At 58.3% G+C, this 18,288-nt stretch carries 15 protein-coding genes; 7 read left to right on the top strand and 8 right to left on the bottom strand.

What is annotated here, in order from left to right; genetic code table 11:
- Positions 1 to 39 precede the first annotated feature (39 nt).
- Positions 40 to 1,494, bottom strand: coding sequence for a dihydropyrimidinase (gene hydA / locus ACR0I0_RS01820; RefSeq protein ID WP_480489965.1), 1,455 nt, complete (start codon positions 1,492 to 1,494; stop codon positions 40 to 42).
- A 92-nt stretch (positions 1,495 to 1,586) separates the two neighbouring features.
- Positions 1,587 to 2,837, bottom strand: a complete 1,251-nt coding sequence (locus tag ACR0I0_RS01815) for a Zn-dependent hydrolase (RefSeq protein ID WP_480489964.1) — start codon at positions 2,835 to 2,837, stop codon at positions 1,587 to 1,589.
- 172 nt (positions 2,838 to 3,009) lie between these two features.
- Between ACR0I0_RS01815 and ACR0I0_RS01810 the strand changes: the two genes are divergently transcribed.
- Complete coding sequence (locus ACR0I0_RS01810; RefSeq protein WP_171633089.1) at positions 3,010 to 3,618, top strand: TetR family transcriptional regulator C-terminal domain-containing protein; 609 nt, start codon at positions 3,010 to 3,012, stop codon at positions 3,616 to 3,618.
- Positions 3,619 to 3,665: 47 nt separating this feature from the next.
- Here ACR0I0_RS01810 and preA read toward each other — a convergent pair whose 3' ends face one another.
- Genes preA through ACR0I0_RS01795 form a run of 3 tightly spaced genes read right to left on the bottom strand, consistent with a single transcriptional unit; the run spans position 3,666 to position 7,206 of the window.
- Positions 3,666 to 4,970: an NAD-dependent dihydropyrimidine dehydrogenase subunit PreA gene (gene preA, locus ACR0I0_RS01805; protein WP_171633091.1), complete on the bottom strand. Its 1,305-nt coding sequence runs from the start codon at positions 4,968 to 4,970 to the stop codon at positions 3,666 to 3,668.
- A gap of 18 nt (positions 4,971 to 4,988) precedes the next feature.
- Entirely contained in the window at positions 4,989 to 5,825 is an 837-nt protein-coding gene (locus tag ACR0I0_RS01800; RefSeq protein WP_480489963.1) for a methyltransferase domain-containing protein, read from the bottom strand.
- 46 nt (positions 5,826 to 5,871) lie between these two features.
- The gene (locus ACR0I0_RS01795; protein ID WP_171723451.1) at positions 5,872 to 7,206 is read right to left on the bottom strand and encodes an NAD(P)-dependent oxidoreductase; all 1,335 of its coding nucleotides are present in this window, start codon (positions 7,204 to 7,206) and stop codon (positions 5,872 to 5,874) included.
- 442 nt (positions 7,207 to 7,648) lie between these two features.
- Here ACR0I0_RS01795 and ACR0I0_RS01790 point away from each other — a divergent pair, with 442 nt between their 5' ends.
- The 3 genes from ACR0I0_RS01790 to ACR0I0_RS01780 all read left to right on the top strand — a co-directional run bounded on the left by ACR0I0_RS01790 (position 7,649) and on the right by ACR0I0_RS01780 (position 10,722).
- Positions 7,649 to 8,644, top strand: a complete 996-nt coding sequence (locus ACR0I0_RS01790) for a hypothetical protein (RefSeq protein WP_480489961.1) — start codon at positions 7,649 to 7,651, stop codon at positions 8,642 to 8,644.
- Positions 8,645 to 8,716: 72 nt separating this feature from the next.
- A complete protein-coding gene (locus ACR0I0_RS01785) occupies positions 8,717 to 10,009 on the top strand; it encodes an O-acetylhomoserine aminocarboxypropyltransferase/cysteine synthase family protein (protein ID WP_171633102.1) in 1,293 nt (430 codons plus the stop codon).
- Between the two features lie 2 nt (positions 10,010 to 10,011).
- On the top strand, positions 10,012 to 10,722 hold the full coding sequence (locus ACR0I0_RS01780; protein ID WP_171633105.1) for a GNAT family N-acetyltransferase: 711 nt from the start codon (positions 10,012 to 10,014) through the stop codon (positions 10,720 to 10,722).
- Between the two features lie 2 nt (positions 10,723 to 10,724).
- On the opposite strand, the gene ACR0I0_RS01775 is transcribed toward ACR0I0_RS01780, so the two are convergent.
- Positions 10,725 to 11,429: an SIMPL domain-containing protein gene (locus ACR0I0_RS01775; RefSeq protein WP_480489959.1), complete on the bottom strand. Its 705-nt coding sequence runs from the start codon at positions 11,427 to 11,429 to the stop codon at positions 10,725 to 10,727.
- A 156-nt stretch (positions 11,430 to 11,585) separates the two neighbouring features.
- Between ACR0I0_RS01775 and ACR0I0_RS01770 the strand changes: the two genes are divergently transcribed.
- Positions 11,586 to 13,535: a hypothetical protein gene (locus ACR0I0_RS01770; protein ID WP_480489957.1), complete on the top strand. Its 1,950-nt coding sequence runs from the start codon at positions 11,586 to 11,588 to the stop codon at positions 13,533 to 13,535.
- Between the two features lie 89 nt (positions 13,536 to 13,624).
- Here the strand turns inward: ACR0I0_RS01770 and hppD are convergent, their stop codons facing one another.
- Positions 13,625 to 14,722, bottom strand: a complete 1,098-nt coding sequence (gene hppD, locus ACR0I0_RS01765) for a 4-hydroxyphenylpyruvate dioxygenase (RefSeq protein ID WP_210092216.1) — start codon at positions 14,720 to 14,722, stop codon at positions 13,625 to 13,627.
- 147 nt (positions 14,723 to 14,869) lie between these two features.
- Here hppD and ACR0I0_RS01760 point away from each other — a divergent pair, with 147 nt between their 5' ends.
- Together ACR0I0_RS01760 and ACR0I0_RS01755 are read left to right on the top strand one after the other, a co-directional pair.
- The gene (locus ACR0I0_RS01760) at positions 14,870 to 15,325 is read left to right on the top strand and encodes an Lrp/AsnC family transcriptional regulator (protein ID WP_171633115.1); all 456 of its coding nucleotides are present in this window, start codon (positions 14,870 to 14,872) and stop codon (positions 15,323 to 15,325) included.
- Positions 15,326 to 15,345: 20 nt separating this feature from the next.
- Positions 15,346 to 17,226, top strand: coding sequence for a monovalent cation:proton antiporter-2 (CPA2) family protein (locus tag ACR0I0_RS01755; protein WP_480489955.1), 1,881 nt, complete (start codon positions 15,346 to 15,348; stop codon positions 17,224 to 17,226).
- A 30-nt stretch (positions 17,227 to 17,256) separates the two neighbouring features.
- Here ACR0I0_RS01755 and cobT read toward each other — a convergent pair whose 3' ends face one another.
- The gene (gene cobT, locus ACR0I0_RS01750; protein ID WP_210092215.1) at positions 17,257 to 18,267 is read right to left on the bottom strand and encodes a nicotinate-nucleotide--dimethylbenzimidazole phosphoribosyltransferase; all 1,011 of its coding nucleotides are present in this window, start codon (positions 18,265 to 18,267) and stop codon (positions 17,257 to 17,259) included.
- Positions 18,268 to 18,288 lie beyond the last annotated feature (21 nt).

Here is an 18,288-nt window from a genome sequence, read left to right as displayed (position 1 = left end):
GAGTGGTGTCAGGGCCGCCAGCAAAGCGGCCCCAACCGATCAAACACCGGTCGCCGGAATTCCTGTCCGCTCGACGGGTCTTGGGGTGGTCAGCTCTTTCCAGGTGCTCAGCGCCTTGTTGACGGTGGTGTTCGCCTCACGCGCGACAAAGTCCCCATGACCTTCCTGCGTCCGGATTTCACCGTCATGCACCGCCACCTGACCCCGCGTCAGAGTAAAGCGCGGCAGGCCTTTGACCTCTTTGCCCTCGAACACATTGTAGTCGATCGAAGATTGCTGCGACGCGGCGCTGATTGTCTTGCTTTTCTCAGGATCCCAAACAACAAGATCAGCATCCGCCCCGACCAGAACCGCACCCTTTTTAGGGTAGCAATTCAATATCTTGGCAATGTTTGTTGAAGTGACAGCCACGAATTCGTTCGGTGTCAGACGTCCAGTGTTGACCCCATGTGTCCACAACATCGGCATCCGGTCTTCCAGCCCGCCGGTGCCGTTCGGGATCTTGGTGAAATCCCCTACGCCAAAGCGTTTCTGTTCGGTTGTGAAGGCGCAATGATCGGTTGCAACCACGCTCAGCGTTCCCGATTGCAGGCCATTCCACAGGCTGTCCTGATGCTGTTTGTTGCGGAACGGAGGGCTCATGACCCGTCGCGCCGCATGGTCCCAATCCTGATTAAAATATTCACTTTCGTCCAATGTCAGGTGCTGGATCAGGGGTTCTCCCCACACCCGTTTACCCTGCATTTTTGCCCGGCGGATGGCTTCATGCGCCTCTTCGCACGAGGTGTGAACAACATACAGCGGGACACCCGCCATGTCCGCGATCATGATCGCTCGGTTGGTGGCTTCACCTTCCACCTGCGGCGGGCGCGAATACGCATGTGCCTCGGGGCCGGTATTGCCTTCGGCAAGCAGCTTGGCACTCAGCTCTGCCACCACATCTCCGTTCTCGGCATGCACCAGGGCGGTACCGCCAAGCTCGGCAAGACGCTTGAACGAGGCGAACAGCTCATCATCATTCACCATCAGCGCGCCCTTGTAGGCCATAAAATGCTTGAAGGTGTTGATACCGCGCGTCTCGATCACGGTTTTGATGTCGTCGAACACCTGTTCCCCCCACCAGGTCACCGCCATGTGGAACGAATAGTCACAATTGGCCCGTGTCGACTTGTTGTCCCAACGTTTCAGCGCATCCAGCAGGCTTTCACCGGGGTTCGGCAGTGCAAAATCAACAACCATGGTCGTGCCGCCCGCCAGGGCCGCCCGCGTCCCGCTTTCAAAGTCATCGCTGGAATAGGTGCCCATGAACGGCATTTCGAGATGGGTATGAGGATCAATACCGCCCGGCATCACAAAACAGCCGGTTGCGTCCAGTTCCTTGTCCCCCGTCAGGTTCATGCCGATTTCGGTGATCACGCCACCCTCGACCAATACATCCGCCTTGTAAGTCAAATCCGCGGTGACAACGGTTCCGTTTTTGATGACAGTACTCATTTTGAACTCCCTGATGCGGTCTGCGCCGCTTGCTTCATCTGGCCAAAAATATCCCGGGGGAGTCGCCCTTGGGGCGACGGGGGCAGCGCCCCCTATTCCACGATTTCGGCAGTCTCGACCACGGCATGCAGCAGAACATCCGCTCCGGCTGCGGCCCATTCCTTGCTGATTTCTTCGGCTTCATTGTGGCTCAGCCCGTCAACACAGGGGCACATGATCATCGCGGTCGGCGCAACCCGGTTGATCCAGCAGGCATCATGCCCCGCGCCCGAGATGATATCAGTGTGCGAATAGCCCAGCCGTTCGGCTGCGTTTCGCACGGCCGATACGCAAGCATCGTCAAATTTCACCGGATCGAACCCGCCGACTTTCTCGAATTCGATCTGAAGACCCATCTCGTCAACGATGTCCTCGGCAGCCACCCGCAGGCGGTTCTCCATGTCGGTGATTACCTCCAGCTCGGGCGAGCGGAAATCGACCGTAAACACCACCTTGCCCGGAATCACGTTGCGTGAGTTCGGGTAAACATCGATATGCCCTGCCGCACCCACCGCATGCGGAGCATGAGACCATGCGATCTCGTCGACTTTCTCCAGGATCCGCGCCATGGCCAGCCCGGCATTCTTGCGCATCGGCATCGGTGTCGATCCGGTATGCGCATCCTTGCCCGTTACCGTGATCTGCGTCCAGCTCAGCCCCTGACCATGGGTGACGACGCCGATATCCTTGCCTTCGGCTTCAAGGATCGGGCCCTGTTCGATATGCAGTTCAAAGAACGCATGCATCTTGCGGGCGCCCACCTCTTCATCACCACGCCAGCCGATCCGGTTCAGCTCATCCCCGAACTTTTTGCCCTCAGCATCTTCGCGGTTGTATGCCCAGTCTTGCGTGTGCATCCCGGCAAAAACGCCCGAAGACAGCATCGCCGGCGCGTAACGCGTGCCTTCTTCGTTTGTCCAGTTGGTGGCGACGATCGGATGTTTCGTCTTGATCCCCAGGTCGTTCAGCGTCCGGATCAGTTCCAGCCCTCCCAGGACACCTAGCACGCCATCATATTTGCCGCCGGTCGGCTGCGTATCCAGATGCGAACCCACGTAAACCGGCAGCGCGTCCGGGTCAGTGCCTTCGCGGCGGGCAAACATGTTGCCCATCTGGTCAAGCCCCATGGTGCACCCTGCTTCCTCGCACCATTTCTGGAACAAGGCGCGGCCTTCCGCGTCCTCATCCGTCAAGGTCTGGCGATTGTTGCCACCGGCGACACCCGGGCCGATCTTGGCCATCTCCATCAGACTGTCCCACAACCTGTCGCCATTGATCCTGAGATTCTGCGCCGGAGCTGCCATGTTCATCTTCCCTGTTTGCTGGCGAGTTGGCTCGCTTTTGATGTCTTGATTTGACCATATGGTCAAACTCACGCTATCACGGGTTCGGTATCAGTCAAGAATTTGCGCGGTTCAGCTGAAATTTTCAGTACGTCCCGCATCTGTTCGACGAAAAAAGAGACACGCTGAAAACATGCCAAAAGACCGCGCACCAACCCGTATTCAGAAAAAGAACCGCGCCGCGATTCTAGAGGCCGCCCTGAACGTGTTTTCAGCCCACGGGTTTCGCGGCGCAACCGTAGACCAGATCGCAGCAGAAGCAGGTCTGAGCAAGCCGAACCTGCTGTACTATTTCCCATCAAAAGAAGCGATCCATACTGAATTGCTGTCCGGCCTGCTGGATACCTGGCTGGCTCCGTTGCATGATCTGGACGCCAATGGCGATCCGATGGAGGAAATCCTGGCATACATTCGGCGCAAGTTGCAGATGAGTCAGGAGCTACCACGGGAAAGCCGCCTTTTTGCCAACGAGCTTGTACAGGGCGCGCCGCGTATTCACGATGCATTGTCCAATGATCTCAAGACACTGGTCGACGAAAAGGTCACGATCCTTACCGGCTGGATGGATCAGGGAAAAATCGCGCGGGTGCACCCCTACCACCTGGTGTTCTCGATCTGGGCCTTGACGCAGCACTATGCAGATTTCGATGTTCAGGTTCGTGCAATTCTGGGCAACGAAGATCCGTTCGAGGGTGCAGAAGCCTTTGTTGACACGTTGTACCGCAAACTTCTGAGCCCCTGAAAAAAGGGGCCGCAATAACGGCCCCTTGACAATCTGTCGCAATCCCCTCATTCGGCCGCCTTGGCCATCGGGTTGTTCGGATGCGTCGTCCAGTTCGCATAAGTTGGCTGAACTTCTTTTCCGGTCCGGGGATCAACCTCGCCCGCTGCCATCGGCACCATATCGATGCAGCCTTCGATCGGACAAACATCGACGCAGAGGTTGCAAGCGACGCATTCGTCATCCATCACCTCAAAGACACGGTCCTCGGACATGGAAATCGCCTGGTGGCTGGTGTCTTCGCAGGCAGCATAACACCGGCCACACTTGATGCACTGATCCTGATCGATCTTCGCCTTGGCGACGTAGTTGAGGTTCAGATACTGCCAGTCGGTGACATTGGGCACCGCACGTCCGATCACCTCATCAATGCTGGAATAGCCTTTCTCATCCATCCATTCCGACAGCCCTGCCGTCAGTTCGTCAATGATCTTGAAGCCATAGGTCATCGCAGCGGTGCACACCTGAACGTTGCCGCAACCCAACGAGATGAACTCGGCCGCGTCACGCCAAGTGGTGACGCCGCCGATGCCGGAAATCGGCAGGCCCCGCGTCGCCTCGGCCCGCGCGATCTCGGACACCATCGACAATGCAATGGGCTTTACTGCCGGGCCGCAATACCCACCGTGGCTGCCTTTGCCGTCAATGGACGGTTCAGGGCTGAACGTGTCCAGATTGACGCTGGTGATCGAATTGATGGTGTTGATCAGCGACACCGCATCCGCACCACCGTTTCTGGCGGCCGCAGCCGGTTTGCGGATATCTGTGATATTCGGCGTAAGCTTAACGATGACCGGGCGGTCGTAATACTGTTTGCACCAGCGGGTGACCATCTCGATATATTCCGGCACCTGCCCCACGGCCGAGCCCATGCCGCGTTCGCTCATCCCATGAGGGCAGCCGAAGTTCAGCTCGATCCCGTCCGCACCGGTTTCTGCCACGCGTGGCAGAATGGCCTTCCATGCTTCTTCCTCGCACGGAACCATGATCGACGCGATCAAGGCGCGATCCGGGTAATCGGATTTGACCCGCGCCATTTCCTCGAGATTCACCTCGAGAGGACGATCCGTGATCAGTTCGATATTGTTCAGGCCCAGCAAACGGCGGTCGGCCCCGTAGATTGCGCCATAGCGCGGGCCATTCACGTTCACGACCGGAGGCCCCTCGGACCCCAGCGTTTTCCAGACAACTCCTCCCCACCCGGCCTCGAAGGCGCGGCGCACATTGTATTCCTTGTCCGTCGGCGGCGCAGAGGCCAGCCAGAACGGGTTGGGGCTGGAAATGCCCAGAAAGTTTGTCGTCAGATCGGCCATGGCTTCTCCCTTCCCGGCTCAGCCGGATTTTTTGAATATCATTTCGGTCGGGCGAATACGCCCGGCCTTGAGGTTTTTGACGTAGTTTTGGAACTTTTCGGGCGCCGTTTCGCCCATCATCAGGTGGATTCCCAGCGGCGCTGGTCCGGTCTCGGCTATCTTGGCAAATACGTCTTCGAAGAACTGGATCGCAAACGCGGTGCGGTCTGTTTCGGCAACCAGCTCAAGACCGGCCGCGGCCGCGGCGTCCTTGTATACATCCGGCGCGTGAACAAATGAGGTTTCCGGCAATGTGGACCAGGGAAGCGGAAAAGCCAGCGGCTCATCCACCTCTCCGCCCATGACGTCGAACAAGGCAAAGGTGCCACCGGTGGCCAGAACCCGTGACACTTCCGCGAACAGCCCCGCTTTGTCTTCGATATTCATGCCCACATGCATCATGACGGCAAGGTCGAACCTGGCATCCGGCACAGGCATGTCCAGAGCACTGCCAACAAGAAAGCTGGCCTTTTCGGAATGTCCGACCAGATCGTTGAGCGCAGTTGCGGTTTCCACAAACTCGGGCGTCAGGTCGATCCCTGTCACCGTTGAGTCGTATTTGTCCACTATGTACCGGGATGTGCCTCCGATGCCGCATCCGATGTCCAGAACGCGTGTCGCATGGGTCGGAGAAAGTTGCGCAAACAGGTTGTCGGTCGCAAGAACGCCGCCGGTATGGAATTCATCCCCCGCCTTCAGATCAGCGACAGTGGCCGCATCCGGGTCGATGCCGCTGGCCTCCAGCGCCGCGCGGACGCGTTCGGTCAGTGCACCGGTGGTATAGTGTTGAGCAACAGCTTGTTCGATCTGGGACATGGGAATACCTCAGCAGCGAAAGGAATGGGGTGAATACCCCACCCTATCACGAAACGAGCGTCGCGTGGATGTCCATCGCCGCGTCCCGACCTTCGGCAACGGCCGTTACGGTCAGATCTTCACCGCCCGCAGCGCAGTCACCACCAGCCCAGACACCAGCCAAAGAGGTTCGGCCAGCGCCGCTGACGGCGATCTTGTTGCCATCCAGCGTCAGGCCTTCGGGTGCGCCCTCCAAGGTCTGTCCGATGGCCTTGAGAACCTGATCGGCCGGCAAGCGGATCGTTTCTCCGGTTGCGATGAGCTGACCGTTCTGGCTGGAGGTATATTCCAGCTCGATCTCGGTCGCGGCGCCATTGCCGTGGATGGCCACTGGCTGAACATTGGTCATGATCCGAACGCCATGCGACGCTGCCAGGTCCTGCTCGTACCGGCTGGCCCCCATGGCATCCCGGCCGCGGCGATAGGCAATCGTGACGTTTTCGGCGCCCAGAAGCTTGGATTTCACGGCGGCATCCACAGCCGTCATGCCCCCGCCGATGACGACCACATTCCGGCCAACGGGCAGATCGGCAAGGTCGCTGGCCTGCCGCACGTCCGATATGAAATCAACCGCGGCCCGCACACCGTCCTTGTCAACACCGCCTGCACGCAAGGCGTTGACGCCGGCTAGACCGATGGACAGAAACACCGCGTCGTAGTTTTCGACCAGCCCATCCAATGAGATGCTTTCGCCCAAAACCGAACCGGTCTCGATTGCAATCCCGCCGATTTTCAGAAGCCAGTCCACCTCGGCCTGTGCAAAATCGTTGGTCGATTTGTAGGCCGCGATACCATATTCATTCAGGCCGCCGGGTTTGGGCTTGCTTTCATGGATCACCACGTCATGGCCCAGCATCGCCAGCCGATGGGCACAGGCCAGACCCGCAGGCCCGGCCCCTACAACGGCAACTGTCTTGCCGGTCGAAGGCGCACGTTCAAACGGATGCACGCCCGAGGCCATGATTTCATCGGTGGCGAAACGTTGCAGGCGCCCGATCTCAACCGGTTTGCCTTCGGCGGCCTCGCGAACGCAGGCCTCTTCGCACAATGTTTCGGTTGGACAGACCCGAGCGCACATTCCGCCCAGAATATTCTGTTCCAGAATCGTGCGCCCTGCTGATTGCGGTTGACCGGCTTGAATCTGGCGAATGAACAACGGGATATCGATATCCGTTGGACAGGCCGTCACGCATGGCGCGTCATAGCAGAAATAACAGCGATCTGCGGCTACTGCGGCCTCGTGCTGCGCAAGTGGCGGATGCAGATCGGTGAAATTTGAGGTCAGCTCATCGCTTGAAAGCCGCCCGGCTACGATGCCGGGTGCCATCTGGCCCTGTGCCATCACTCTACTCCCTGTAGATATGTTTGTTATGCTCTCAGCTTGCCACAAATATTTTTTTTATCAATTGGTAAAATTTGCCAAATGGTCAAAAAATGAAAAGCCTTGCAAAAACAACCGTGTTTTTGGGCACTTCGCTTAGGGGTTAAGCACGAAAAGCGTTGAATCATTGGGTCCGAAGGCAGGATTTGCCCAGGAAAGGGCTGTGCGGGTATGGGCATACAAGGTTCGGTCAGCATCGCACGCCACCGATTTTCCCTTACGACATGAACCGGGCCAACCTCGGAAAATCCGCAAAATGACCTTGCTCAGCCCTTTCTCGGCGCGATGAGAGGAATGCCATAGATAACAAGAAATCAAACTTTCGGCTTTTGACGCCCCACCCCGCTTGCTGTAACCCGGATCAAAGGGTGCCGGTTCCGGCAGCTTTCAGGAATGGGCATAGATGCAGGCAAGTTCTCGGAAATTCAACATCGCGGTTGTCGGGCAAAACAACCGCCTGCAATATGAGGCCCTGTTGTTCGCGGCCTCGCTTCGCCATTGTTCGCCCGGGTTCAAAGGCCGGCTGTTTGTCGCCACACCCAACCCGGGCCCGCGCTGGACCCACAACCCGAGCATCCAGGACGAAGACGTTCTGAAGGCCCTGAAACAGTTGGATGCCGAAATCCTACCCTTCGACTCGCATGTTTTCGGCGAAAGCTACCCTTATGGCAACAAGATCGAAGCCTTGTCGGCCCTGCCGGAAGGTGAACCCTTTGTGTTCTTCGACACAGACACGCTGATCACCGGCGACATCACAAGCGTCCCGTTCGATTTCAACCACCCCGGAGCCTCACTGAAGGTCGAGGGCACATGGCCAAAGCCGACGCTGTACGGCCCCGGCTTTGACGGTATCTGGCGGGCGCTTTATGCGCGCTTCGGGCTGGATTTCGAAAGCTCGGTTGATCCGGGCCAACCCCATGATTACTGGCGGCGATACCTTTACTTCAACTCAGGTTACTTTTTTTTCAAATGCCCCAGGATGTTCGGTGAACGGTACCTGGACTACGCAAGAACGATCCGGGATGAGAACATTCCCGAACTGACGGGCCAGAACCTTGACCCATGGCTGGATCAGGCGGCCCTGCCGCTGGTCATTCATTCTTTCGGCGGCGGGCGGGACGCTTTGCCGGACGGGCTTCTGGATGGGTCCGTCAGCTGCCACTATCGCCTGTTCCCTTTGCTTTATGCCCGCGAAAGCGATCACGTGATCGATGTGCTGGAAACCGTCGCGGCCCCCAACAAGGTCAAAAAAGTGCTCAAACAGTATGATCCGCTGAAAAAGCTGGTTCTTCAGGGCAAAGGCGAAAAAATCCGTGCGCTCTTTGATCAGGACAATCTGCCGCGGCGGGAACAGGCACTGCGCAACGCGATCAAAAGCAAAGGACTCTGGCTGCGCTGACAGGATCGTTGTGCGCAGGCGGGCAATGGCCTACAGATTCCGCAAGACAGATACCAACAGGAGATTTTCACGATGTCTGACGGCCCGACCTACGGTTTCGACACATTGCAAATTCATGCGGGTGCCCGCCCCGACCCGGCGACCGGAGCACGCCAGACACCGATTTATCAGACCACGGCCTATGTGTTCCGGGATGCGGACCACGCAGCGGCCCTGTTCAACCTGCAAGAGGTGGGCTTTATCTATTCACGCCTGACCAACCCAACCGTCGCCGTTCTGCAGGAACGCGTGGCGACGCTTGAAGGCGGCGTCGGGGCGGTGTGCTGCTCGTCCGGGCATGCGGCACAGATCATGGCGCTGTTTCCGCTGATGGGGCCCGGCTGCAACGTGGTCGCCTCGACCCGTTTGTATGGCGGCACGGTCACGCAGTTCAGCCAGACGATCAAACGCTTTGGCTGGTCCGCCAAATTCGTGGACACCGATGATCTGGACGCCGTGAAGGATGCCATCGACGAAAACACCCGCGCCGTGTTCTGCGAATCCATCGCCAATCCGGGCGGTTATGTGTCTGATATCCGCGCGTTGGCGGATGTTGCTGATGCTGCGGGCATCCCGCTGATTGTCGACAACACCTCGGCCACGCCCTACCTGTGCCGTCCGATCGAGCATGGCGCGACACTGGTTGTGCATTCCACCACCAAATACCTGACCGGCAACGGCACCGTCACCGGCGGGTGCATCGTGGATTCTGGCAAGTTCGACTGGTCCGCGAATGACAAATTCCCGTCACTGAGCGAACCCGAGCCTGCCTATCACGGCCTGAAATTCCATGAGACTTTTGGCCCGCTGGCCTTCACCTTCCACGGCATTGCCATCGGTCTGCGTGATCTGGGCATGACCATGAACCCGCAGGCAGCTCATTACACGCTGATGGGGATCGAAACACTGTCGCTGCGTATGGAGCGCCACGTGGAGAACGCCCAGAAAATCGCAACGTGGCTGGAAGCGGATGACCGGGTGGAATACGTCACCTATGCGGGATTGCCGTCATCACCTTACAAGGACCGGGTCAAATCGCAGTATCCACGTGGCGCTGGCGCATTGTTCACTTTTGCGGTGAAGGGCGGCTATGACGCCTGTATCAAACTGGTCAACGCGCTGGAAATCTTCAGCCACGTGGCCAATTTGGGCGATGCCCGCTCGTTGATCATCCACTCGGCCTCGACCACCCACCGACAACTGACGCCGGAACAACAGGAAGCCGCGGGCGCAGGCCCCGGTGTCGTGCGGGTGTCAATCGGCATCGAAGACGTGAACGACCTGATCGCGGACCTTGATCAGGCCCTCGCCAAGGCCAGCGCCTGACTATGGCCGGGCACGACACAAACGACCTTGGCCAGCCCATCGGTTTGCCGGTGTCGGGTGACTTTCCGCGCCCGACGCCGCCTTACACACCGATGGAAGGCCGGTACTGTTCTGTCGTGCCACTGGATGTGAATCGCCATGCGCCCGGACTTTTTCGGGCGTTTGCCAATGACAGGGATGGCCGTAACTGGACTTACCTGCCCTATGGCCCGTTTGTCAGCGAACCGGAATTTGAAGACTGGGCCCGCGCCAACTGCATGGATGCGGACCCGATGTTTCATTCCGTATTGGATGCGGACGAAGTGCCAGTCGGCATGGCCTCTTATCTTCGGATCGAACCCGCAGCGGGTGCCATCGAAGTCGGCCACATCCACTTCTCGCCGCTGCTGCAACGCAAGCCGCAATCGACCGAGGTCATGTACCTCATGATGAAGCGGGTTTTCGACGAGCTCGGCTATCGCCGGTACGAGTGGAAATGCGACGCACTGAATGCACCGTCACGCAATGCCGCTGAACGGCTGGGATTTACTTTCGAAGGGGTGTTTCGACAGGCGACCCACTACAAGGGCCGCAATCGGGATACGGCGTGGTACGCGATCATCGACACTGAATGGCCGCGCATTCGCGATGCATTCGAAGCCTGGCTGTCGCCCGACAATTTTGACGGCACGGGCCAGCAGCGCAAACCGCTGATGGCCCGTGTGAAAGCGTGATCTTAGTCTGAAATCTCGAATTCCAACGAGACACTGACGGAAACCGACACCTCGCCGCCCGCGACGGGAACACCACCCGCATCCGCCATGCTCAGCGCGCGCATTTCTGCCATCGGACGAATGCCAGCTGTTTGCTCCGAGATCGACTGAACCGGACCAAGCGTCACGCCCGCTGCCTCTGCCAACTGCTGTGCTTTGGCCGTGGCTTCGCCAACGGCCTTGGCACGCGCCTGCGCCTCGATCGGTTTGGGATCCTGCACGCCAAAGCTCAAGCCCCCGAAATCATTGGCGCCGTCCTGAATGACCGCGTCCATGATCTTCCCCAGTTGGGTCAGGTCGCGTACGCGCACAAACACGCGGTTGGACGCCGTAAAGCCGGTGATTTCGGGCGTCTCCCCATTCTGTCCATGACGACCCGACCAGACGGGCGACAATGACAGGTCCCGTGTCTGGACGTCACGATCTTCGATACCCATCTCGGTCAGGCGCGCCAAGACTTTGGAAACGGCATCTGACGTCGCCTGCATCGCAGCCGAGGCTTCGGCGTCTTCGTTGGTCACGCCCAAGGTTATCGTCGCCATATCAGGCGCAATCTGCACTGTTCCGGTTGCATCAACGTTGATGCGACGTTCTTCCGCATGAGCGGCCCCGGCAGCCGTAGCCGCCATCATCGCGGCCAGAAAAGCGAATGTCTTCAAGGTTATCACTCCAAAATTACTCTGCTTTTAGATGGGTTGACGGGCCCTTGCGATACAAGAGGAGATACCGCCTTTTTCTTTCCCTCGGCGGGTTCCTGCTTTAATGTCGGTCTGCAAACGCAAAGTCGTTTGCATTGACATTGATAATTATGGTTCCTCCGGAATATGAAACCCGCCTTTGCGCTGTCTTTTTCTGCGACCGGAATAACACTGCACCACCGTTCTGATGACGACTGGTTTGTTGTCGGTACGATTCCGCTGGATGTTCCGGACTTGTCCGCACAGATGCAGGCGTTGCGGGAAAAGGCATTTGCGCTGGAAAATGATCTGAGCTGCAAGCTTGTGCTGCCAGAGGATCAGATTCGGTTTCTAGAGCTTTCGACCGATAGGTTGCCGCCGGAAGACCGGGCGGAACGTATCGAAACTGCTCTGACCGAGGCCACGCCTTACGCCCTGTCAGAACTGAGTTATGACAGCCAGACCGAAGGCGACACGACCTTTGTTGCCACCGTGGCGGTTGAAACTCTGGCCGAAGCGCGGACCTTTGCCTCGGAAAATGGTTTTGTGGTGGTGGCGTTCACCGCCGAAGACAAAGAGGGCGCGTTCCCGCGTGAGGCGTTGTTTCGCGAAACCTCGGACGCTTCCGATCTGTCACACCCGGAAAACCAGCCATCTCCGGTGGAAACGGACGCAGTTGAACAGGCTGATGATTCCGACCTGCCCACCCATCCGATTGCCGGAACCGCCGCGCCCGAGGCTTTTCGAGCACCCCGGGAAACAACGAACAATCTTGATGCATCTTCAGGGGTAAACCGGTCTGCCATTCCGCTCTTTGCCGCCGTGCTTCTCGTTGGTGGACTTGTTGGCGTTTGGCTGGCATCGGGGTCCGACCCTGAACAGGATCAGGCCGAACAGAGCCCGGCTCAGGTTGCGGTTCCCGCCACTGAACCCGCCGCAGAGCCCCTGCCTGAATCGGAGCTGGACACGGCGGCGCTGGAAGCCCCGCAACAAACCGTTCCGGACCTTGCGACCGATGACGCCGAAGTGCCTGCGAACGAGGCCTCGGAAACCGAGACCGGCACGCAGCCGGATCTGACTGCCACAGATGCAGCCATTCTGGAGGCGCTCAAAGTTGCCCCTACTGCGGTGGACTCCGTCGCTCAGGACCCCGAAACACTAAAAGGTGTCGAGGCCGTTACGGGCATAAGCACGACAGCGCCTGCGGCACCGGAAATACCTGAGACTGTGGAACCGCAGGAATTGTATCTGGCATCGCTGGACCACGCCGATCTGTTCGAGGATGCGGTTGCCTTACCGCCCGACCCCAGTTTTGACACCGACGCTCCTTTTGAACCCGACGTATCCCCCAACATTGCGGGCACTCGGTTTGATCTGGATGAGAACGGCCTGGTCGTGCCTACACCGGAAGGCACCGTGAATCCGGCGGGGGTCGTTGTTTATCTGGGGCGCCCTTCCAAGGTTCCACCTGAAACTCCAGTTCGTTTCGAAGAAGAACCTGTGGTTGACGAGGTCGACGACAGATTGGCAGGCATTCGGCCCAAGCCGCGCCCCGCTGATCTGGTCGAGAATTTCGAGCGCGGTCAACTGGGTGGCCGGTCATTGGAGGAATTGGCATCCAAGCGACCGAAAGCGCGCCCGGAAAACCTTCAGACCGAACCACAGGTCGATGAGGCACCAACGGCCTTGGCTGTCGTAAGAGTCCCGCGGCCCAAATCCCGCCCCGCCGGATTGGCCCCTGCCAAATCACCTGCTTCAAACAGTTCGAATCTTGGGTCCACAGCAGCATTGGATCAGAAATCCGATGACGCAGGATCGTTCCAACCAAAGACCCTCGCGCCCAAAATCCCTTCGACCGCGTCGGTCGCACGACAAGCCACGATCGACAACGCAATCAACCTGCGCAGGCTGAACCTGATCGGGGTCTACGGAACGCCGGCCAACAGACGCGCATTGGTGCGGCTTCCCAGCGGGCGTTACAAAAAGCTGAAAGTCGGAGACCGCCTTGATGGCGGGAAAGTCATCGCGATCAGCGACAGTGAGCTTCGATATCAGAAAAAGGGCCGCAACGTGACCCTGGCGATGCCGCGCAGCTGAAAACCGGCAATCGATCTTCTGACGCACCAACCGTCACATAAAAGCGCCGAAGGCAGATGAACTGCCCCCGGCGTGTCAGTGCGTTGCAATCAGGCTGCGGAAATCTCGCCGCTTTCGATCTGTTCGCGTTCAATGGATTCGAATAGCGCCTGAAAATTTCCCTCGCCGAAACCGTCGTCGCCCTTGCGCTGAATGAACTCGAAGAAGATCGGTCCGATGACGGTTTTCGAGAAAATCTGTAGCAGAATCCGGGTCTCACCACCGTCGACAACGCCTTCACCATCGATCAGGATGCCGTGTTTCATCATCCGGTCCAGCGGCTCCTCGTGGCCGGCCACGCGGGTCTTGGACATCTCGTAATATGCCTTGTTCGGGCCCGGCATGAATTTTAGACCGTTTTCCGCAATTGCATCGGTCGAGGCGTAAATATCGTCACTGCCGACAGCAATATGCTGAATGCCTTCACCTTTGTATTTCTTCAGGTAGGATACGATTTGCCCCGTCTCACCGCGGTCTTCGTTGATGGGGATGCGGATACGACCGCAAGGAGACGTCAGCGCCCGGCTGTACAACCCGGTGAACTTGCCCTGAATGTCAAAGAAACGAATTTCACGGAAGTTGAACAGGTCGCCGTAGAACTTGAACCACTTGTCCATGTTGCCCTTGTAGACGTTGTGCGTCAGGTGATCGAGATAGAAGAACCCCTCGCCCCGAGGTTTGGATTCTTTGATCCACTCGAATTCCTGATTGTATGGCGATGTGTCGTAATATTGATCGACGAAATAGATCAACGATCCGCCGATGCCCTTGATCGCAGGCACATTCATGGTTTTGTCAGCGCCGTCGTAAGGTTCCGCACCTTTTGATACGGCATGGTCATAGGCCTTTTGCGCGTCAACAACTCGCCACCCCATGGATGGCGCGCAAGGTCCGTGCTCGTCCACGAACCTCGCGGCAAAGCTGTCGGGATCCGCGTTCAGGATATAGGTGACATCCCCTTGCTGCCACAGCTCGACGGCGGGCTTTTCCTTGTGGTGGGCCACCAGGTCAAACCCCATCTTCGCGAACAGATCACGCAGCTCCTGCGGCTCAGGATGGGCAAACTCGACGAATTCAAACCCATCGGTACCGGCAGGGTTTTCTTCGCTGATAACAGATTTCGGGGCGTTGTGTGGGAAAGGACCCATGGCGCGTCTCCTTCGAAAACAGGAATTTCTTTGCTGATTCAAAAATATGACTTTTATGACGCTGTTTCTGCGCATTGTTTTCGTGTAAACTGCCGATAGGCGCGCAAAACGCGCATAAAAGTTAATAAAGGCAGGATTTTTCCGCACATGCTGGACGCGACCGACAAGCGATTGCTTTCCGCCCTGCAAAAGGACGCACACCTGACCGCGCACCAACTGGGCGAAATGCTGAACCTGTCACCCAGTCAGGCAGGACGCCGCCGCCAGCGGCTTGAAGCCGAAGGGTACATAACCGGGTATGCCGCGCGGCTGGACCCGTTGAAACTGGGTCTGCAAGTGCAAGGCTTTGTTCAGGTCCATCTGGGAACTCATGGCCCTGAACAATCTGCAAGCTTCGCCCGCATGGTCGACACCCGCCCCGAAATTACCAGCGCATGGACGATGACCGGTGAGGCAGATTACCTGCTGCACATCTATTGTGACGATCTTTCCGCGCTCAACAGCTTGCTACATTCGGTCATCCTGCCGCATCCTGCCGTTGCAAGAGTTCAGAGCCAGATCGTAATGGACCAACTGAAACGCGACGCCCCCCTGCCCACCTGAACGGGCCCGAGAGGACACCTATGGACGTATTCCTATATCAGGCTTCAATCTATCTGGCAGCCGCAGTCATCGCCGTTCCCCTGTCTGCACGGCTGGGGTTGGGGTCGGTTCTGGGGTATCTGGCCGCCGGGATTATCATTGGTCCTGTTCTTGGCCTTGTCGGCGCGGAAACGGAAAACCTTCAGCACGTTGCCGAATTCGGTGTGGTGATGATGCTGTTCCTGATCGGTCTGGAACTGGAGCCGCGCGCCCTGTGGGATATGCGCGACAAGTTGCTGGGGTTGGGCGGGTTGCAGGTTGCGTTGTCGACGGCTGCGATTGCTGCCGTGGCAATGTACGCCAACCACCCCTGGTCGGTCGCCCTGGCCGTAGGGCTGACTTTGTCGCTGTCATCCACGGCAATCGTTCTTCAGACCCTTTCCGAAAAGGGCCTGATGCGAACAAATGGCGGTCGAGCTACGTTTTCGGTGCTGTTAACGCAGGACATAGCGGTCATTCCGATCTTGGCCTTGCTTCCACTTCTGGCCTTGCCGGCCATACCTCAGATCAAATCGGATGGTTCGATTGACCGCGGGGCCGGAGGACTTCACGGCGCGGACCATCACAGCCTTTCTCTGGTCGAAGGTCTGCCGGGTTGGGCCGTCACGCTGGTTACGATCGGGGCAGTGGTGTTTGTCATTCTGGCCGGTGTCTACCTGACCCGTCCGCTGTTTCGCTTCATTCACGCGACCCGCCTGCGCGAGATGTATACCGCCCTGGCGCTTATGATCGTGGTCGGGATTTCCTTCCTGATGACCCTCGTCGGACTTTCCCCTGCCCTGGGCGCCTTCCTGGCGGGCGTGGTTCTGGCCAGTTCCGAGTTCAGACATGAAATGGAAAGCGACCTTGAGCCATTCAAAGGGCTTTTGCTTGGGCTTTTCTTCATCACGGTCGGTGCCGGGATCGATGTTGCCTATTTCTTTGATGACCCCCTTGACCTGATCGGTCTGGCGCTTCTTTTGATCCTTGCAAAAGGGATCATCCTGTATCTTGTGGGCAAGGCCTTCAAGTTGCGTGGGCGCGATCACTGGCTGTTTACCTTGGGCTTGGCGCAAGCGGGTGAGTTTGGCTTTGTTCTGCTGGCATTTTCCACGCAACAGAATGTCATCCCCCCCGACCTGTCCCAAAAACTGCTGATGATCATCGCTTTGACGATGCTGATCACACCGCTTCTGTTTATCATCTACGATCTTCTGTCGCGAAAGATCGGCGACACTTCCAAAGAACCCGTGCCGGATGAAATTGACGAAAAAGGCCCCGTCATCATCGCCGGGATTGGTCGGTTCGGGCAGATTGTAAACCGGCTGGTGCGGGCCAGCGGATTCAAGACGGTTGTGCTGGACCACAACATCGAAACTATTCAGCTGATGCGCCGTTTCGGGGTCAAAGGGTTTCTGGGCGATCCAACACGCCCTGAATTGCTGCGCGCTGCGGGATTGGAAAAAGCGTCGGTCCTTGTCGCTGCCATGGATGACCACAAACAAGTCACGCGGCTTGTCGGGTATGCCAGACGGCAGCGCCCTGACCTGCACATCATCGCACGCGCCCGCGACCGGACTCATGTGTACGAGCTCTATCAGGCTGGTGCCAACGACATCGTGCGGGAACTTTTCGACAGCTCATTGCGCGCAGGCCGCTATGTTCTGGAGAATATCGGGCTGAGTGAGTACGAGGCCGCACAGGCGGAACAGACTTTTTATCATCATGACCGGATGTCTGTTCGCGATCTCGCCGAGCTGTGGGTCCCGGGTCTGCCAACTGCCGAAAACAAGAAATACATCGAGCGTGCACAGCAGCTGGAAAAGGATCTGGAAACCGCGCTGCTGGAACTGGCCGAAAAACACGCCAAGAAGTCCGCCTGACCCAAGCCTGTGCCCGGGTCAGGCAATGAATCAACCGTCAGACACTCCTGCCTCGGCAAAGGTTGCCATACCGGAATGGCAGGCCACGGCGCTTCTGAGAATATTGATCGCCAGCGCCCCGCCCGAGCCTTCGCCCAGCCGAAGACCAAGGCTCAGCAGCGGTTCCTTGCCCAGCTTCACCAATACGGCACCGTGTGCGGCCTCGGCGCTTTGGTGGCCGGCCACGGCGTGATCCAGCGCGGTGTCCGACAGCCTCCACAGGCAGGCAGCGGCAGCGGTACAGATGAAACCGTCTAGGATCACAGGAATGCGCAATATCCGCGCGGCGGCAATCGCCCCGGCCATCGCCGCAATCTCACGACCTCCGAGGCAGCGCAGAATTTCAAGGCCATCCTCTGACCTGTGCAACGCTACACCTTCGGCAACAACACGGGTCTTGTTGGTCAGCCCCGCATCATCGACGCCCGTCCCGCGACCTGTCCAATCGGCCGCGTCACCACCGAACAGCGCGCAGGCAATCGCGGCTGCCGGGGTGGTGTTGCCAATGCCCATCTCGCCCACGACCAACAGATCAGCCTGCGGATCCACGGCCTGCCAGCCAGTGCGCAGCGCGTCCAGCAATTCGGCTTCCGTCATGGCCGGTGCCCGGGTGAAATCTGCGGTCGGGTTATCCAGATCCAGCGCGTGAACATCCATCGTTGCACCCGCCGCCCGGGCCAGCTGGTTGATCGCCGCACCGCCATGTTCGAAGTTCATCACCATTTGCACGGTCACTTCCGACGGAAAGGCCGAGACCCCCTGTGCGGTGACTCCGTGGTTTCCGGCAAAGACGATGACCTGTGGCGCCGCGATCTTTGGACGGGCATCTCCGCGCCATCCTGCGTACCAGATTGCCAAATCTTCAAGTCGCCCCAGCGCGCCCGGGGGTTTCGTCAGTTGTCCGTTTCGCTCTGCCGCGCCCTGCGCCGCGGTGGCATCCGGCCCCGGAGCCGCTGCAAGCGCAGCACGGAACGCGTTCAAATCATTCAGTTCAGGCAACATGAAAGCCTCATTGCATCAGAG

The sequence above is a fragment of the Ruegeria sp. AG6 genome, assembly GCF_056541565.1.
This window is presented reverse-complemented; position numbering and strand designations above follow the sequence as displayed.

Coding starts and splice junctions, on each gene's coding strand:
- hydA (WP_480489965.1), bottom strand. CDS start 1,494: ATGAGTACTGTCATCAAAAACGGAACCGTTGTCACCGCGGATTTGACT.
- ACR0I0_RS01815 (WP_480489964.1), bottom strand. CDS start 2,837: ATGGCAGCTCCGGCGCAGAATCTCAGGATCAATGGCGACAGGTTGTGG.
- ACR0I0_RS01810 (WP_171633089.1), top strand. CDS start 3,010: ATGCCAAAAGACCGCGCACCAACCCGTATTCAGAAAAAGAACCGCGCC.
- preA (WP_171633091.1), bottom strand. CDS start 4,970: ATGGCCGATCTGACGACAAACTTTCTGGGCATTTCCAGCCCCAACCCG.
- ACR0I0_RS01800 (WP_480489963.1), bottom strand. CDS start 5,825: ATGTCCCAGATCGAACAAGCTGTTGCTCAACACTATACCACCGGTGCA.
- ACR0I0_RS01795 (WP_171723451.1), bottom strand. CDS start 7,206: ATGGCACAGGGCCAGATGGCACCCGGCATCGTAGCCGGGCGGCTTTCA.
- ACR0I0_RS01790 (WP_480489961.1), top strand. CDS start 7,649: ATGCAGGCAAGTTCTCGGAAATTCAACATCGCGGTTGTCGGGCAAAAC.
- ACR0I0_RS01785 (WP_171633102.1), top strand. CDS start 8,717: ATGTCTGACGGCCCGACCTACGGTTTCGACACATTGCAAATTCATGCG.
- ACR0I0_RS01780 (WP_171633105.1), top strand. CDS start 10,012: ATGGCCGGGCACGACACAAACGACCTTGGCCAGCCCATCGGTTTGCCG.
- ACR0I0_RS01770 (WP_480489957.1), top strand. CDS start 11,586: ATGAAACCCGCCTTTGCGCTGTCTTTTTCTGCGACCGGAATAACACTG.
- hppD (WP_210092216.1), bottom strand. CDS start 14,722: ATGGGTCCTTTCCCACACAACGCCCCGAAATCTGTTATCAGCGAAGAA.
- ACR0I0_RS01760 (WP_171633115.1), top strand. CDS start 14,870: ATGCTGGACGCGACCGACAAGCGATTGCTTTCCGCCCTGCAAAAGGAC.
- ACR0I0_RS01755 (WP_480489955.1), top strand. CDS start 15,346: ATGGACGTATTCCTATATCAGGCTTCAATCTATCTGGCAGCCGCAGTC.
- cobT (WP_210092215.1), bottom strand. CDS start 18,267: ATGTTGCCTGAACTGAATGATTTGAACGCGTTCCGTGCTGCGCTTGCA.